This window comes from Escherichia sp. WS1450 (genome assembly GCF_046487395.1).
Classification (GTDB): domain Bacteria; phylum Pseudomonadota; class Gammaproteobacteria; order Enterobacterales; family Enterobacteriaceae; genus Escherichia; species Escherichia coli.
This window is the reverse complement of record NZ_JBJQJO010000011.1, coordinates 20,587-36,801: the sequence shown is the minus strand read 5'-3', so window position 1 is coordinate 36,801 and position 16,215 is coordinate 20,587. Positions and strand designations below refer to the sequence as shown.

At 49.7% G+C, this 16,215-nt stretch carries 15 protein-coding genes; 8 read left to right on the top strand and 7 right to left on the bottom strand.

All coding sequences use genetic code 11. The annotated features are described in order from the left end of the window. Positions 1-12 precede the first annotated feature (12 nt). Positions 13-2,919, bottom strand: a complete 2,907-nt coding sequence (locus ACJHYR_RS14810; RefSeq protein ID WP_000556534.1) for an autotransporter outer membrane beta-barrel domain-containing protein — start codon at positions 2,917-2,919, stop codon at positions 13-15. Between the two features lie 525 nt (positions 2,920-3,444). Between ACJHYR_RS14810 and hemB the strand changes: the two genes are divergently transcribed. Next, a complete protein-coding gene (gene hemB, locus ACJHYR_RS14805) occupies positions 3,445-4,419 on the top strand; it encodes a porphobilinogen synthase (RefSeq protein ID WP_001305473.1) in 975 nt (324 codons plus the stop codon). A 39-nt stretch (positions 4,420-4,458) separates the two neighbouring features. On the opposite strand, the gene tauD is transcribed toward hemB, so the two are convergent. From tauD to tauA, 4 genes are read right to left on the bottom strand one after another with little or no spacing between them, the layout of a single operon-like run. After that, positions 4,459-5,310: a taurine dioxygenase gene (gene tauD, locus ACJHYR_RS14800; protein ID WP_000004074.1), complete on the bottom strand. Its 852-nt coding sequence runs from the start codon at positions 5,308-5,310 to the stop codon at positions 4,459-4,461. Further along, entirely contained in the window at positions 5,307-6,134 is an 828-nt protein-coding gene (gene tauC, locus ACJHYR_RS14795; RefSeq protein WP_001615065.1) for a taurine ABC transporter permease TauC, read from the bottom strand. Before tauC ends, tauD begins: the two co-directional genes overlap by 4 nt. Then, entirely contained in the window at positions 6,131-6,898 is a 768-nt protein-coding gene (gene tauB / locus ACJHYR_RS14790) for a taurine ABC transporter ATP-binding subunit (protein WP_410233115.1), read from the bottom strand. The genes tauC and tauB overlap by 4 nt, the downstream gene beginning before the upstream one ends. 12 nt (positions 6,899-6,910) lie before the next feature. Next, a complete protein-coding gene (tauA, locus tag ACJHYR_RS14785) occupies positions 6,911-7,873 on the bottom strand; it encodes a taurine ABC transporter substrate-binding protein (RefSeq protein ID WP_001586726.1) in 963 nt (320 codons plus the stop codon). A gap of 608 nt (positions 7,874-8,481) precedes the next feature. On the opposite strand from tauA, the gene ACJHYR_RS14780 reads away from it, so the two are divergent. The 7 genes from ACJHYR_RS14780 (at position 8,482) to fghA (ending at position 14,223) form a co-directional block, all read left to right on the top strand. Then, positions 8,482-9,153, top strand: a complete 672-nt coding sequence (locus tag ACJHYR_RS14780; protein WP_001586725.1) for a PIG-L deacetylase family protein — start codon at positions 8,482-8,484, stop codon at positions 9,151-9,153. A 9-nt stretch (positions 9,154-9,162) separates the two neighbouring features. Then, on the top strand, positions 9,163-10,359 hold the full coding sequence (locus tag ACJHYR_RS14775) for a glycosyltransferase (RefSeq protein WP_000860431.1): 1,197 nt from the start codon (positions 9,163-9,165) through the stop codon (positions 10,357-10,359). Beyond that, positions 10,337-10,918 (top strand): acetyltransferase, encoded by a 582-nt coding sequence (locus tag ACJHYR_RS14770; RefSeq protein WP_072148312.1) that lies wholly within the window; start codon positions 10,337-10,339, stop codon positions 10,916-10,918. Before ACJHYR_RS14775 ends, ACJHYR_RS14770 begins: the two co-directional genes overlap by 23 nt. A 1-nt stretch (position 10,919) precedes the next feature. After that, on the top strand, positions 10,920-11,693 hold the full coding sequence (locus ACJHYR_RS14765; protein WP_000596109.1) for a YaiO family outer membrane beta-barrel protein: 774 nt from the start codon (positions 10,920-10,922) through the stop codon (positions 11,691-11,693). A 185-nt stretch (positions 11,694-11,878) separates the two neighbouring features. Further along, positions 11,879-12,154 (top strand): formaldehyde-responsive transcriptional repressor FrmR, encoded by a 276-nt coding sequence (gene frmR, locus ACJHYR_RS14760; protein ID WP_001141271.1) that lies wholly within the window; start codon positions 11,879-11,881, stop codon positions 12,152-12,154. 34 nt (positions 12,155-12,188) lie between these two features. Further along, positions 12,189-13,298, top strand: a complete 1,110-nt coding sequence (gene frmA / locus ACJHYR_RS14755) for an S-(hydroxymethyl)glutathione dehydrogenase (protein ID WP_000842102.1) — start codon at positions 12,189-12,191, stop codon at positions 13,296-13,298. A 91-nt stretch (positions 13,299-13,389) separates the two neighbouring features. Continuing rightward, positions 13,390-14,223: an S-formylglutathione hydrolase gene (fghA, locus tag ACJHYR_RS14750; RefSeq protein WP_000419037.1), complete on the top strand. Its 834-nt coding sequence runs from the start codon at positions 13,390-13,392 to the stop codon at positions 14,221-14,223. A gap of 124 nt (positions 14,224-14,347) precedes the next feature. On the opposite strand, the gene ACJHYR_RS14745 is transcribed toward fghA, so the two are convergent. After that, the gene (locus ACJHYR_RS14745) at positions 14,348-14,887 is read right to left on the bottom strand and encodes a DUF2058 domain-containing protein (protein WP_001096705.1); all 540 of its coding nucleotides are present in this window, start codon (positions 14,885-14,887) and stop codon (positions 14,348-14,350) included. Between the two features lie 101 nt (positions 14,888-14,988). Beyond that, positions 14,989-16,200, bottom strand: coding sequence for a 3-(3-hydroxy-phenyl)propionate transporter MhpT (gene mhpT, locus ACJHYR_RS14740; RefSeq protein ID WP_000107638.1), 1,212 nt, complete (start codon positions 16,198-16,200; stop codon positions 14,989-14,991). Positions 16,201-16,215: the final 15 nt, after the last annotated feature.

Genomic DNA, 16,215 nt, shown 5'->3' with positions numbered 1-16,215 from the left:
GAGTGAAGAATATTACCAGGTATATTTAACACCCACGTTCGCGGACCAGTCTTGATCTACGTCACCACCACCGAGGTAGTTAGCATCGGTATAGGCGCTGAAGTTCTTGGTGAAGCTGAACTGAGTACCCAGACCAACACGTACCGCAGACCCTTCAGTACCGTTATCGATGGAATCACCGTTCACATCGTTATCGTTGTTAGAGTCGTCGTAGACGTAAGCCAGTTTGAAGTACGGAGTCAGAGCCTGGTCTTCGCTGTAGGTGAAGGTATAACCTGCATCTACACCCAGTTCATAACGCATGCTGTCGTAAGACTGACCGTCAACTTTCATGTCGTTGCTCAGCTGGTAGTCATCACCAGACTGGAACAGACCAGAAACGCTGCCGTAAGGAGTCACGTAACCAGCATCACCCAGTTTGAAGTCGTAACCGGCTTTCAAACCGAAGCCCCAAGCGTCGGAGTTGGTGCTACCGTCAACGTAAGTACCGTTGCTCATGGTTGCAGACAGGTCGTTGTTGAAGTGAGAGTAGCTCAAGCTACCATCAACAAAGACGTTGTTCGCGAAGTGAGCAGAAGAGTAGATGTAGGCAGTCTGGCTGTCTTGATCCACCTGACCAGAACGGTCATTCATGTCACCTTTAGCGAAGCCTGCAGCCGCACCGACGATCCACTTAGCGTTGTTACCGTCAATTTTGGTATCCACACCGACCATGATGCCGTTAACATCCTGATCATAGTTGATGGTGCCGTTGTCGCCGTTGAAGTTACCACCGAAGTAGCTTACCCATGCGCCGCCGTTATCAGCCAGGCCATGACGAGAGTTGGTCAGACGAGTGCCAACGGTGTCTTGTTCCAGGTTCCAGATATTGGTGTTCGCAGACGGGATGCTCAGCGCCATGTTAGCGTAGTCGGTCAGCTCCATCTGTTGCAGAACAACGGTGTTACCGCGCTGTTCAGCCTGATAGGTGTATGCACCCAAGTCAGCTTTGTTAGCAGCAGAGAAGGTTGCGTTGGTGTTGACGTCGTTTACGTAGATAATTTCTTTATCTTTGTAATCAGCGATTGCGCCAGCGCCAGTTGCGTTGTCGATACGAACTTTGTAGTTACCGGTTGCAGCAACAACGTTGTCTACAGAACTGTTATCCAGTTCGTCGCCGTTGTTGATGTCGCCGTTACCATTGATAGTCAGGTGACCATCAGAGTTCATAGCAACAATACCGTAGCCGTAGTTAGCCTGAGCAGTGTCCCAGGTACGGTCGTTCACCAAATCCGCGTTCAGAACGTAATCGCTGCTGTGGATATCGAATACACCAGACACTACGTTGCCGTTATTGTCAGCAATGTTGCCGCTGGTCAGTTCCAGTTTGTCAGTACGGAAAGCTTCAGTATCGAACTGATCAACGTTCACATCCAATACACCACCGTTAGTTACGGTGATGGTATTGGCGTACAGGTTGTAATCAGCACCCCAACCTGTAGATTCGGTCAACGCAACAGTACTGTAGGAGTTAATAGTCAGATGATCGGTATCAACGTAACCATCTTCACCAATGTTCAGCGAAGAACCGTTAGTTAAATCGATAGTATCTGAAGTTAATTTAGATTCCGAAACATTAACCTGAGAAGCATTATTAACTGTCAAGGTATCAACGATGGAACGACCTGTAGTATCCCATTCAGAACCGTTGTTCAACGCTACGTTAAATACACCGCTCTGGAAGACCTTGTCATCAACAACACGTTTCCAGTCATTGTTTTCATATGTTGCATTAGGAGTAAGGCTGTTTGTAGCAACATCATACATTGCTGACGTTTCAGCAACGTTATAAATTGCCTGACCAACCCACTTGCTTCCGTTATCAAGAGTGAGGTTCAGTTCATCAACGTTGAGGCCATCATCAGTCCAACCACCGTTGGTATCTTTCAGCCCGTCACCGTTGGAATCATGACCATTCGGATCAAAATTACTATTCCAAGTGCTGTTAAATGCAACATCGCCCATCAGCGTTGAATTGCTGAAGTATACGTTGTTCTTCATTGCATAGTCGGAACCTGAATCAGTGAAGGACATTGCAACATCTCCCGGACCGGTATAATCACTCGGTTCACTAGAGTTGCCAAAGTGTCCTGTTTTGACATAAGTATCGCTATCCAGAATAATGTCTGAACCAGAAGTCACTGTGGAATCTTTTACAGAGATATTGTTATCCCAAGTATGAGATTCGGTAGTATAAGTTTCGTTGTAAGTATTACCTTGAGATAATGCAATACCTGCAATGCGGGAGTTATTTGAAATATTGATGTTACTTTCTACATCAAGATTAACAGCAACACCTTCACTGGTATCAAATGTCTCATTTGTGTGTTTGGTTACATCACCATCTTTATAAGAATCAGTGAAGTAAAACGCTTCATAATCATCATCAATGGTAGTGTTAGCAATGTTAAGAGTGAAAACATCACCATCACGCCAGTTTGTGTCAACAAAAGCATCAGTGTAAAAATCATATCCAACCAGAAGATCACTATCTGCATCCAAACGATCATAATAACCGCCTGGCTTCAAAGAAGTAATCGAACCGTGAATCACTGAATTACTGATATCAAGCTGATTAGCAGTACTGTCTGCATAATCATGGTTCAAATAATAGGTTGAGATCGTGCCGTTAACGGTATCGCCGTTAAAGGACTGATCGAAATCACCATTGGTGTTGTTGTAATAGACAAAACCACTATAGTTTACATAGTTGCCATCTACAGTGCCTGCCTTATCCATATGATCCCAATCAAGTGCAGTAACGGGATTGTCGTAATAAGTCCAGGTGTCATAAGTAGTTGCATTAGCCTGAGAGGTGATAGCCAGAGTGCAAGCCAATGCTAATTGTGATACTACAAGTTTCTTTTTCCAGGAGTGCATTTGTCATCCCTCCTCAGGGACGTAATAAGTTGATCCATCAATTATCAATGCATAGAAAACATCTTATGTTTCGCGTTGACGATTATGCGGCGTTATAGAGGAATGGTTCAATTATTCTTTCCCCGAAGTCCGGTTACGGACATATATAAAGCACGGAGGAACACACAAAGAAAAAATTGATAAAGGCTTGATGTTTCAACAAGTTAACAGGAGTTCCATTTTTAAAGCATATGCATTTAAAATATCAAACACACAAACCAGACAAATAATCTATCAATAACCAATGAACTTTAAATCATTCTGTTTTTGATAACGCAATCAAATCCGTAAAAACAATAATCCAGGGATATAAATAAAAATTAAAAATATTTTCAGTGAATATGAAATTATTGCTGTTTCTATTACAAAGATGTCATGGACTCTCTTTCATTCTCTTCTTGTCAACATCGCGACAACTTTCGTAAAACATCCCCACCCTGCTTCAGGTATACTATGCCCCTCGATTCCACAAACATCAGGCAGACCATGACAGACTTAATCCAACGCCCTCGTCGCCTGCGCAAATCTCCTGCGCTGCGCGCTATGTTTGAAGAGACAACACTTAGCCTTAACGACCTGGTGTTGCCGATCTTTGTTGAAGAAGAAATTGACGACTACAAAGCCGTTGAAGCCATGCCAGGCGTGATGCGCATTCCTGAGAAACATCTGGCACGCGAAATTGAACGCATCGCCAACGCCGGTATTCGTTCCGTGATGACTTTCGGCATCTCTCACCATACCGATGAAACCGGCAGCGATGCCTGGCGGGAAGATGGACTGGTGGCGCGGATGTCGCGCATCTGCAAGCAGACCGTGCCTGAAATGATCGTGATGTCAGACACCTGCTTTTGTGAATACACTTCTCACGGTCACTGCGGTGTGCTGTGCGAGCATGGCGTCGACAACGACGCGACTCTGGAAAATTTAGGCAAGCAAGCCGTGGTTGCAGCTGCTGCAGGTGCGGACTTCATCGCCCCTTCCGCCGCGATGGATGGTCAGGTACAGGCGATTCGCCAGGCGCTGGACGCTGCGGGCTTTAAAGATACGGCGATTATGTCGTATTCGACCAAGTTTGCCTCTTCCTTTTATGGCCCGTTCCGCGAAGCGGCAGGAAGCGCATTAAAAGGCGACCGCAAAAGCTATCAGATGAACCCAATGAACCGTCGTGAGGCGATTCGTGAATCATTGCTGGATGAAGCCCAGGGCGCAGACTGCCTGATGGTGAAACCAGCTGGAGCGTACCTCGACATCGTGCGTGAGCTGCGTGGACGTACTGAATTGCCGATTGGCGCGTATCAGGTGAGCGGTGAGTATGCGATGATTAAGTTCGCCGCGCTGGCGGGTGCTATAGATGAAGAGAAAGTCGTGCTCGAAAGCTTAGGTTCGATTAAGCGTGCGGGTGCGGATCTGATTTTCAGCTACTTTGCGCTGGATTTGGCTGAGAAGAAGATTCTGCGTTAATGATCATTATGCCGGGTTATCCAACCCGGCATTTCCCCCTTACCCCGCCCGATAAAACGGTTTATCCCCAAGGATTGTCGCCCGATGCATTATCCGCCGCTGTGGCAGGTAATCCGCATTGGCATAGTGCTGAGTCACGCGGTTATCCCAAATCGCAATATCATTTGGTTGCCAGCGCCAGCGCACCTGAAACTCCGGTTTGGTGATATGGGCAAACAAAAAACTTAACAAGGCTTCGCTCTCTTTCTCGCTGACATCAACAATTCGCGTAGTAAAGCCTTCATTCACAAACAGCGCCTGTTTACCGCTCACCGGATGCGTTCGCACCACCGGATGTAGTAACGGCGGATTTTTCGCGACCGCCTCGCGCCAGCGTTGATGCTCCTCCTCCGTTTTGCGGTATTTGTATTCTGGGAACGATTTACGGAAATCATGCTCCGCACGCAGCCCGCTCAACAGCTGGCGGAAGGGAACAGAGAGTGCCTCATACGCCGCAATACCGCTGGTCCATAGCGTATCGCCGCCAGTCGAGGGTAACTCTTTCGCCGCCAGAATCGCCCCAGCAGGAGGCGTTTCAATAAATGTCACATCGGTATGCCAGTTGTCGTTATCTGGCGGATTATCGTTATGAGTATCCAGTACGATAATCTCGTCAACCCCTTCGGCATGAGGGTAAACAGGATGAATATGCAGCTCGCCAAAACGCTGGGCCAGCGCGCGTTGCTGCTGCGGCGTAATGGCCTGTTCACGCAGAAACACCACCTGATGACGCAGTACCGCATGGTAAAGCTGTTCAAACTGGTTATCACTTAACGGGCGCGTCAGGTCGGCACCCGTAATTTGTGCGCCAATATACGGCCCCAGCGGGGTAATGCTCAGACGTTCACTCATTGTACTTCTCCATGCCAGGGCGTGAGGCGGCGCTGTAACGCGCGCAGACCCAGTTCTAAAAGAAAGGCGATAATCGCAATCACCGCGATCCCCGCCAGCACCACGTCAGTCGCGAGAAATTCACCCGCTGACTGGACCATAAAACCCAAACCGCGCGTCGCGGCAATCAGCTCCGCCGCCACCAGGGTAGACCAGCCCACACCCAGACCAATGCGTAATCCGGTGAGAATTTCCGGCAGCGCACCGGGCAAAATAACAAACCACAGCACCTGCGCACGGCTGGCACCCAGCGACTGGGCGGCACGAATGCGAACCTGCTGCGCGCTTTTCACCCCCGCCAGCGCCGACATCGCCACAGGTGCAAAAATCGCTAAATAGATCAGTAAGATCTTCGAGGTTTCACCAATACCAAACCAGATCACCATCAGCGGCAAATACGCCAGCGGCGGCACCGGGCGATACAATTCAATTATCGGATCCAGAATGCCGCGCACCGTCGGGCTTAGCCCCATGGCGATCCCAACCGGAATGCCGATCAACACCGCCGCAAGTAGCGCCAGCACAATGCGCGTCAGGCTGGCTGCCAGATGCTGCCACAGGGTGGCGTCCATAAATCCCTGCGGTCCGGCAATGGTGAGCAGTTTTGCCAGTACTTGTTGCGGCGGCGGCAAAAACAGCGGGCTAATCAGTTGCAGCGCCGCCACTGCCCACCATACAGTGAGTAAAATCGCTAACGTGCCAATGCTTAAGGTCACCTGACGCGAGAGCGGCCAGCGCCATTTCAGCCGATGCGAATGCAGTTTTTCATTAATGAGCACACTCATGAGAACGCCTCCCGTTGCTCAAATACGCGGCTTAAAACATATTCGCGCATGGCGATGAATTGTGGATCGGACTTGATGCTGCGGCTCGACTCTCCCGCAACAAAGCGGCGAGCAAAGTTGAGCGGCAGCCGCTCCAGCACGCGGCCAGGGCCGGGTGAAAGCAGAACCAGTTCAGTCGCCATAAACACCGCTTCTTCTATATCGTGGGTAATCAACAGCATCTGCTTGCCCGTCTCCTGCCAGAGTTTCAGCAGCAGAGTTTGCATCTGATCGCGGGTGAAGGCGTCCAGCGCGCCAAACGGTTCGTCGAGTAATAACAGCTGGGGATTCGCCGCCAGCGCGCGGGCAATCCCTACCCGCTGACGTTGACCGCCGGAAAGCTGCCAGATATAGCGTTTTTCTGCGCCTTCCAGCCCCACTTTTTTCAGCATCTGGTGCGCGATTTCCAGGCGCTGTACTTTCTCTACACCTGCCAGTTGCAGGCCGAACGCCACGTTGTCTACCACATTACGCCACGGCAACAGCCCTTCATTCTGAAAAACCACGCCCCGCTCTGCGCCCGGTCCCTCAATGCACTTACCCGCCAGTTGAATGCTGCCATGCTGATAAGGCACAAAACCGGCAATCAGATTCAGCAAGGTGGTTTTGCCGCAGCCAGACGGTCCCAGAACCACCAGAAGCTCGCCGCTTTCCAGCGTCAGGTTGATATCTTCCAACGCCGGTTTGCCGCCATAATCGGCGTAAAGATGAGAGATTTGCAGCATCTGCGCCTCCTTTTATTGCACGAAGCGCGAGGTCACGTACTGGCTGTAATCGTTCGCTACAGCCGGGACTTTGCCCTGCTCTTTCAAAAACTGCGCGGTGTCGATGATCGCTTTGTTCACCGATCCGGTCAGTTCTGCCGTTTGCTGCTGCGGCGTCAGATAGGTATTCCCCTTCACCAGCCCCGGAACGTCACCTTCAGGCACGCCGCTTAAACGTGCCAGTTTGCTGATGTTTTCAGGCTGTATCAGCCACGCGTCTGGGTTAGCAATGTACGGTTGCTGAGCATCGATGGCGCTTTTAGCGAACGCTTTCACGACCTCAGGATGTTTCTCGGCAAAATCTTTGCGCACTACCCAGACATCCAGCGTCGGCGCGCCCCACTGCCCGACCTGTTCAGAATCGGTCAGCACCTTGCCGTCTTTTTCCAGGGCGTTAACCGCCGGTGCCCAGACATAAGCACCATCAATGTCTCCCCGTTGCCATGCGGCGATAATCGCGGGTGGCTGCAGGTTCACTATCTCCACTTGTCCGGGTTTTATACCCCAGTGTTTCAGCGCCGCCAGCAGGCTGTAGTGGGTGGTGGAGATAAACGGTACGGCGATGCGTTTGCCAATGAGATCTTCCGGTTTGCTGATAGTTTTCTTTACCACCAGCGCTTCGGAGTTACCCAGTTTTGACGCCAGTAAGAAGACTTCAATCGGCACCTGTTGGCTGGCTGCCACCGCTAATGGGCTGGAACCGAGGTTACCGATTTGGACATCGCCTGAAGCCAGCGCCCGCACGATGCTGGCTCCGCTGTCAAACTTACGCCAGTCCACCGTCGCCCCGCTCTCTTTAGCAAAGGTGTTATCAGCCTGAGCCACTTTCGCCGGTTCAGCGGAGGTTTGATAGGCCACGGTGACGTTCACCGCCTGTGCCTGAAAAGCGATGAATGCCAGTGCGGCAAGAAGTGTGTTACGCGATGAAATTGCCATGATTGTCTGCTCCCCTGTCTTGTTATAGGAGCAGTATTCAGGAATAAAAACATTCATTAAAAGAATTAGTCGTTATCGCACAGATGATTTTATTCTTAGCAAAAAAGCGGCAAAGGAAAGATTAAATATGCAATTACACCCACTCTGACAATTCAGTAAGTTACTGCACTTCATTTTTATTAATGCATAAACAAGCAGAACATAATGTCTTTTATTTTATTAACAGCAATACATATAATGAAATCATTATATTCACATTGCATATATAAGTGTATCATTCTCAATCAACCACATAATACATTCACATAATGTATATAACCCATATTTGTGCATAGAACATATTTTTAATATGTAATTAATTGACAAACTAAATCACATCTAAATACAATATATAAAACAATATAACTATACAAACCAAACACACAAACACTTAACATATGAACTACATAAAAGATTACGCAGTCGTATCCCCGTACCTGAAAGCCCCTTATTTTTCAGCTATCAGCAATTTTTAACACTTAAAAATTAGCATCTGTCTGCGCCAGAGATTACGTCTCTGCGGGCGTCGTTGTGCTTGTAGTATAATAAATAAAATGGAGTGTCATTAAGTGGATAAGGTTTTAGATTCAGCCATCCTTTCTTCGGAAAATAAAAGAAAGGGTATCCTTGCTATTGGCGCACATCCTGATGATATAGAATTGGGCTGTGGCGCGTCGCTTGCTCGTCTTGCGCAAAAAGGAATTTATATCGCAGCCGTGGTGATGACTACCGGCAACTCTGGCACAGATGGAATAATCGATCGCCATGAAGAATCGCGCAACGCCCTAAAGATATTAGGGTGCCACCAAACTATTCATCTTAATTTTGCTGACACCCGCGCGCATTTACAGCTCAATGATATGATTTCCGCCCTGGAAGATATCATTAAAAATCAAATTCCTTCTGATGTTGAAATCATGCGGGTATATACCATGCATGATGCCGACCGCCATCAGGATCATCTTGCTGTTTATCAAGCTTCAATGGTTGCCTGCCGAACTATTCCACAAATTCTCGGCTACGAAACCCCAAGCACCTGGCTTTCATTTATGCCTCAGGTTTTTGAATCCGTTAAAGAAGAATATTTCACAGTCAAACTTGCTGCATTAAAAAAACATAAAAGCCAGGAACGACGCGATTATATGCGTCATGATCGCCTGCGTGCAGTTGCACAATTTCGCGGGCAACAGGTCAATAGCGATCTGGGTGAAGGCTTTGTAATTCATAAAATGATTCTTTGAGCAAATTGCATGAAAACCTGGATATTTATCTGTATGTCCATAGCAATGTTGCTATGGTTTTTAAGTACGCTAAAACGTAAACCCAGTCAAAAGAAAGGCTGTATTGACGCAATTATACCTGCTTATAACGAAGGCCCGTGTCTGGCACAGTCACTGGATAATCTGCTGCGTAACCCTTATTTTTGCCGGGTAATTTGCGTAAACGACGGCTCCACGGACAATACCGAATCGGTCATGGAGGAAGTCAAACGCAAATGGGGCGACCGCTTTGTTGCCGTCACGCAAAAAAATACCGGTAAAGGTGGTGCGCTGATGAATGGCCTCAATTACGCCACCTGCGACCAGGTTTTTTTAAGTGATGCCGACACCTATGTTCCGCCCGATCAAGACGGAATGGGCTATATGCTGGCAGAAATTGAGCGCGGTGCCGATGCCGTAGGCGGCATTCCCTCTACTGCGTTGAAAGGCGCGGGTCTGTTACCACACATCCGCGCGACCGTAAAGTTGCCGATGATTGTTATGAAGCGCACGCTACAGCAGCTCGTGGGCGGCGCACCGTTTATTATCAGCGGTGCCTGCGGGATGTTCCGTACTGATGTATTGCGTAAGTTCGGTTTCTCGGATCGTACTAAAGTCGAAGACCTTGATCTCACCTGGACATTGGTGGCAAACGGCTACCGTATTCGGCAGGCGAATCGCTGCATCGTATACCCACAGGAATGCAACAGCCCGCGTGAGGAGTGGCGTCGCTGGCGGCGTTGGATTGTGGGCTACGCGGTCTGTATGCGCCTGCATAAAAGACTTTTATTTAGCCGCTTCGGTATCTTCAGTATATTTCCTATGCTGTTGGTTGTGCTTTATGGCGTTGGGATTTATCTCACTACCTGGTTTAATGAATTCATTACCACCGGGCCGCATGGTGTGGTGTTGGCAATGTTTCCGCTTATCTGGGTCGGCGTAGTTTGTGTTATTGGTGCTTTTAGCGCCTGGTTTCATCGTTGCTGGTTGTTGGTGCCTTTAGCACCGCTTTCCGTTGTGTATGTATTATTAGCTTATGCCATCTGGATTATTTATGGACTTATTGCCTTTTTTACTGGACGCGAACCTCAGCGCGACAAACCCACCCGCTATTCCGCACTGGTGGAAGCGTCAACCGCTTATTCCCAACCTTCTGTCACAGGAACTGAAAAACTTTCTGAAGCTTAATGTTAAAGAGAAAAATATTCAGATTGCAGACCAGGTAATTATTGATGAAACTGCAGGTGAAGTTGTTATCGGCGCGAATACCCGTATTTGTCACGGTGCCGTTATTCAGGGTCCGGTAGTGATTGGCGCAAACTGCCTGATAGGTAATTATGCGTTTATTCGTCCTGGCACAATAATCAGCAATGGCGTAAAAATTGGTTTTGCCACCGAAATTAAAAATGCGGTTATTGAAGCGGAAGCAACGATTGGTCCGCAATGCTTTATCGCCGACTCGGTAGTTGCAAACCAGACATATTTGGGCGCACAAGTACGTACCAGTAATCATCGTCTGGATCAACAGCCCGTATCTGTTCGAACTCCAGAGGGAATTATCGCTACCGAATGCGATAAATTAGGTTGTTATATCGGGCAGCGTTCACGCCTTGGTGTACAAGTTATTATTTTGCCTGGGCGAATTATTTCCCCGAACACGCAACTTGGCCCGCGCGTGATTGTAGAACGTAATTTACCTACCGGAACTTATTCACTCCGACAAGAACTTATCCGTACAGGAGATTAAAATGATAAAACGGACGTTATTAGCGGCAGCAATTTTTAGCACATTGCCCGCTTATGCCGGGTTAACTTCCATTACCGCGGGCTACGATTTTACCGATTATTCTGGCGATCATGGCAACCGTAATTTAGCGTATGCTGAACTGGTGGCGAAAGTTGAAAACGCAACGCTGCTTTTTAATCTTTCCCAGGGGCGTCGTGATTATGAAACTGAACATTTCAATGCCACTCGCGGTCAGGGTGCGGTCTGGTATAAATGGAATAACTGGCTGACAACCCGAACGGGTATTGCCTTTGCGGATAATACGCCGGTCTTTGCCCGCCAGGATTTTCGTCAGGATATTAACCTGGCACTGTTGCCAAAAACGCTTTTCACGACCGGTTATCGCTACACTAAATATTACGATGATGTCGAAGTCGATGCCTGGCAAGGCGGCGTATCCCTCTATACTGGCCCGGTGATCACCAGCTATCGCTATACCCATTATGACTCCAGCGATGCAGGTGGTAGTTACAGCAATATGATTTCCGTGCGTCTGAATGACCCGCGCGGCACTGGTTATACGCAACTATGGCTAAGCCGCGGAACAGGTGCTTACACCTATGACTGGACGCCAGAAACACGCTACGGCAGCATGAAGAGCGTCAGTCTGCAACGTATTCAACCGCTGACTGAGCAACTTAATCTCGGGCTGACGGCAGGTAAAGTGTGGTACGACACCCCAACCGATGATTATAACGGTCTGCAACTTGCAGCCCATCTGACCTGGAAATTCTGATTCCTTCTGCCGCCCGCTATCCGGGGCGGCCTTCCCTGCCGATTAGCCCCCCCCTTTCCTCTTTGTTTTCCGACCACATTCACCGGATAAATTTTATTCTCCAGTGTTATATACTATAGGGGGGTATGCATTGACATATAGCATACCCCCCTATAGTATATTGCGTGCAGATGATGAGGTGCGAAATGCCCAGTACTCCGGAAGAGAAGAAAAAGGTCCTTACTCGAGTTCGTCGTATTCGGGGGCAGATTGATGCTCTGGAACGGTCGCTGGAGGGTGATGCCGAATGCCGTGCCATACTCCAACAGATCGCTGCCGTTCGGGGCGCGGCTAACGGGCTGATGGCAGAAGTGCTTGAAAGCCATATCCGGGAAACGTTTGACCGAAATGACTGCTACAGCCGCGAAGTCAGCCAATCCGTTGACGACACTATTGAACTGGTTCGTGCCTATCTTAAATAGCTGAATCTATTACCATATTGAGGAAGAGCGAGAGATGAAATCACGTGCTGCCGTTGCATTTGCTCCCGGTAAACCGCTGGAAATCGTTGAAATTGACGTTGCACCACCGAAAAAAGGTGAAGTGCTGATTAAAGTCACCCATACCGGCGTTTGCCATACCGACGCATTTACCCTCTCCGGCGATGACCCGGAAGGTGTATTCCCGGTAGTTCTCGGTCACGAAGGGGCCGGCGTTGTGGTTGAAGTCGGTGAAGGCGTAACCAGCGTCAAACCTGGCGACCATGTGATCCCGCTTTACACCGCAGAGTGCGGCGAGTGTGAGTTCTGTCGTTCCGGCAAAACCAACCTCTGTGTTGCGGTTCGCGAAACCCAGGGTAAAGGCCTGATGCCAGACGGCACCACCCGTTTTTCTTACAACGGGCAGCCGCTTTATCACTACATGGGATGCTCTACATTCAGTGAATACACCGTGGTCGCGGAAGTGTCTCTGGCCAAAATTAATCCAGAAGCAAACCACGAACACGTCTGCCTGCTGGGCTGTGGCGTGACCACCGGTATTGGCGCGGTACACAACACGGCTAAAGTCCAGCCAGGTGATTCTGTTGCCGTATTTGGTCTTGGCGCGATTGGTCTGGCAGTGGTTCAGGGCGCGCGTCAGGCGAAAGCGGGACGGATTATCGCTATTGATACCAACCCGAAGAAATTCGATCTTGCGCGTCGATTCGGTGCTACCGACTGCATTAACCCGAATGACTACGACAAACCGATTAAAGATGTCCTGCTGGATATCAACAAATGGGGTATCGACCATACCTTTGAATGCATCGGTAACGTCAACGTGATGCGTGCGGCGCTGGAAAGTGCGCACCGCGGCTGGGGTCAGTCGGTGATCATCGGGGTAGCTGGTTCTGGTCAGGAAATCTCCACCCGTCCATTCCAGTTGGTCACCGGTCGCGTATGGAAAGGTTCCGCGTTTGGCGGCGTGAAAGGTCGTTCCCAGTTACCGGGTATGGTTGAAGATGCGATGAAAGGCGATATCGATCTGGAACCGTTTGTCACGCATACCATGAGCCTGGATGAAATTAATGACGCCTTTGACCTGATGCATGAAGGCAAATCCATTCGAACCGTAATTCGTTACTGATTTCCCGCAGGTTTACCCGTCCAGTTCAGACGGGGTTCTTAATACTCTCCCCGGGCAGCCGTCCGGGGGATTAACCGTGAGATAATGACTGATGGAACTCATTGAAAAACATGCCAGCTTTGGCGGCTGGCAAAATGTGTATCGGCATTATTCCCCATCACTGAAATGTGAAATGAATGTCGGCGTCTATCTCCCACCAAAAGCCGCAAGTGAAAAATTGCCGGTGTTGTACTGGCTTTCAGGGCTGACTTGCAACGAGCAGAATTTCATTACTAAATCGGGGATGCAACGTTACGCGGCTGAGCACAACATTATTGTTGTTGCGCCAGACACCAGTCCGCGAGGCAGTCATGTCGCAGATGCCGACCGTTACGATCTCGGGCAAGGTGCCGGGTTTTACCTGAACGCAACGCAAGCGCCGTGGAATGAACATTACAAAATGTATGATTATATCCACAACGAGCTGCCGGATTTAGTGATGCAACATTTTCCGGCAACGGCCAGAAAGTCTATCTCAGGTCATTCTATGGGCGGGCTGGGCGCACTGGTGCTGGCGTTACGTAACCCAGATGAATATGTCAGCGTCTCGGCGTTTTCGCCCATTGTCTCCCCATCGCAAGTACCGTGGGGACAGCAAGCCTTTACCGCATATCTTGGTGAAAATAAAGAGGCGTGGTTGGATTACGATCCGGTGAGCCTTATTTCACAAGGTCAACGCGTTGCGGAAATAATGGTTGATCAGGGGTTGAGTGATGATTTTTACGCAGAACAGCTGCGGACTCCAAATCTTGAAAAGATCTGCCAGGAGATGAATATCAAGACGTTAATCCGTTATCACGAGGGTTATGATCACAGCTATTATTTTGTCTCCAGTTTTATTGGCGAGCATATTGCCTACCACGCCAATAAACTGAATATGCGTTAATAATAGTGCACGACTGCCGGATGCGGCGTGAACGCCTTATCCGCCTACATTTCGCCCGCAGGCCGTAGGCATGATAAGACGCGCATAGCGTCGCATCAGGCATCTGCGCACGACTTATCTATGTTTACCACATCAAATCATCAGGCACTTTGAAGTCGGCATACGGATCGTCTTCATCCTGCTCTTCGGCACTGAGCGCGCTGTGCAACACAATACTGCTGGCATCACGCTGAGCAATTTTATCGGCAACGCTGGCGGGAATAATTGCGTATTCACCTTCGCTATTGTTATCGACCAACAAGCGGGCAATCGCCAGACGACCATTAATCAACTGCGCTTGCGTGAGCTTATCGACAAAGATTTTCTTAATCAGATTACCGTCAGTGAAGTTAAAACCAATATCGCCATTAGCAATGGTGATTCGGTTCATTTCAATGAGCTGCTTCACCTGAGCTTTATATTCTTTCGCCAACGCCGCTTGTTTTTGCTGCTCGCTAAGCTGTTTATCACGTTCAAGCTGTGCCTTTTTATTTTCTTCTACCGCCGCCCGAGCTTCACGCGCCTGAACGCGCGATTTTTTCGCCGTTCTCTCGACCTTCGCCGCTTTTTTGCTGGTGACTAATCCTGCTTTGAGCAACTGCTCTTGTAAGGTAAGTTTTGCCATCTTTGTTTCCAAACCCGCTGAATAATTTTTAGCGAGTATACCTGTAAACGCCGTAGGTGTATTGGGGGCAAGTCCCTTTCGCCCCTACTTAATAAGGCGCGTCAGGCATCGGCACACGGCTGCATTCGTGATCTCCGGCTCATCAAAATAAACACTGCCAGGCCAGCAACAAGAATACCCGGCGCTGAAGCGGCCATTACGCCAACCGTGCCAGTACCTAATGCCAGCATTTTCCCGGCCAGTAACGGACCGCTCATAGCCCCCAGACGCCCTACCGCCACGGCTGTTCCCACACCTGTTGCGCGGATCTGCGAACTGTAAAACAACGGTGCCAGGGCATACAAAACGCTTTGCCCACCTGTCGCAAACAACCCCGCGACGAATCCCGCCAGCAACATACCGTTAAATGACGACACCGTTCCCAGCGCCAGCAGCGAAGCTAACATGCCGCTATAAATCAGTAGCGACATGGTTACTGGACGCAGCTTATCCATCAATGCGCCCAACATTAACGTCCCGCTTGCCGCCCCCATTTGCAGTGCAAACATCACCCCTGCCGCCTGCGATGGCTGGAATCCTTGCTCCACCAAAAGCAGCGGTAGCCAGTTGATCAACATGTAGACCACCAGCAGAGTGAAGAAATAACACAACCACAGCAGCAGCGTCGCGGTGGCCGTTTCTGGCGCAAATAAGGCACGCAGTGGTGGCGCAGCCTGTTTTTCGCCAGCGAACACCGCCGACTCCGGCAGCCAACGCATTAATAGCGGCACCAGAATCAACGGCACCACACCACCGACCCAAAACACCGTTTGCCATGCTAAGTTTGCCCCCGCGAAACCCAGTGTCGCCGCCAGCGCCGCGCCAATGGGAACACCGCAATACATCAGGCTCACTGCCGTCCCACGAAAACGTGGACCCGCGGCTTCAGACGTCAGGGCGATAAGATTCGGCAACGCCGCCCCCAGCCCGACACCGGTCATCAGCCGCGCAAAGACCAGTGAGGGGAAATCCCAGGCAATCGCCGTTGCCAGTGAGAACAAACCAAACAGCGCAACTGAGCTAATTAAAATACGCTTACGACCATAACGGTCCGCCAGCATTCCGCCAACCAGCGCGCCGGGTAGCAAACCGAGTATTCCGGCGCTGAATATCCAGCCCATTTGCATTTTATCGAGTGCGAAAGCCTGGGCGATGCCACCCGCCGCAATGCCAGCCGCCTGAAGATCCAGCCCTTCCATCAGAGCGACCAAAAAACAAAGCCCGATGGTCAGCATCAGGCGGGATGAAGATGATGAAGGGGTACGAGTCGACATAAGATGAACCTCGTT

What these genes read in the sequence shown, in the direction of transcription:
- ACJHYR_RS14810 (WP_000556534.1), bottom strand. Translation starts at nt 2,919, where the DNA reads ATGCACTCCTGGAAAAAGAAACTTGTAGTATCACAATTAGCATTGGCT.
- hemB (WP_001305473.1), top strand. Translation starts at nt 3,445, where the DNA reads ATGACAGACTTAATCCAACGCCCTCGTCGCCTGCGCAAATCTCCTGCG.
- tauD (WP_000004074.1), bottom strand. Translation starts at nt 5,310, where the DNA reads ATGAGTGAACGTCTGAGCATTACCCCGCTGGGGCCGTATATTGGCGCA.
- tauC (WP_001615065.1), bottom strand. Translation starts at nt 6,134, where the DNA reads ATGAGTGTGCTCATTAATGAAAAACTGCATTCGCATCGGCTGAAATGG.
- tauB (WP_410233115.1), bottom strand. Translation starts at nt 6,898, where the DNA reads ATGCTGCAAATCTCTCATCTTTACGCCGATTATGGCGGCAAACCGGCG.
- tauA (WP_001586726.1), bottom strand. Translation starts at nt 7,873, where the DNA reads ATGGCAATTTCATCGCGTAACACACTTCTTGCCGCACTGGCATTCATC.
- ACJHYR_RS14775 (WP_000860431.1), top strand. Translation starts at nt 9,163, where the DNA reads ATGAAAACCTGGATATTTATCTGTATGTCCATAGCAATGTTGCTATGG.
- ACJHYR_RS14765 (WP_000596109.1), top strand. Translation starts at nt 10,920, where the DNA reads ATGATAAAACGGACGTTATTAGCGGCAGCAATTTTTAGCACATTGCCC.
- frmR (WP_001141271.1), top strand. Translation starts at nt 11,879, where the DNA reads ATGCCCAGTACTCCGGAAGAGAAGAAAAAGGTCCTTACTCGAGTTCGT.
- frmA (WP_000842102.1), top strand. Translation starts at nt 12,189, where the DNA reads ATGAAATCACGTGCTGCCGTTGCATTTGCTCCCGGTAAACCGCTGGAA.
- fghA (WP_000419037.1), top strand. Translation starts at nt 13,390, where the DNA reads ATGGAACTCATTGAAAAACATGCCAGCTTTGGCGGCTGGCAAAATGTG.
- ACJHYR_RS14745 (WP_001096705.1), bottom strand. Translation starts at nt 14,887, where the DNA reads ATGGCAAAACTTACCTTACAAGAGCAGTTGCTCAAAGCAGGATTAGTC.
- mhpT (WP_000107638.1), bottom strand. Translation starts at nt 16,200, where the DNA reads ATGTCGACTCGTACCCCTTCATCATCTTCATCCCGCCTGATGCTGACC.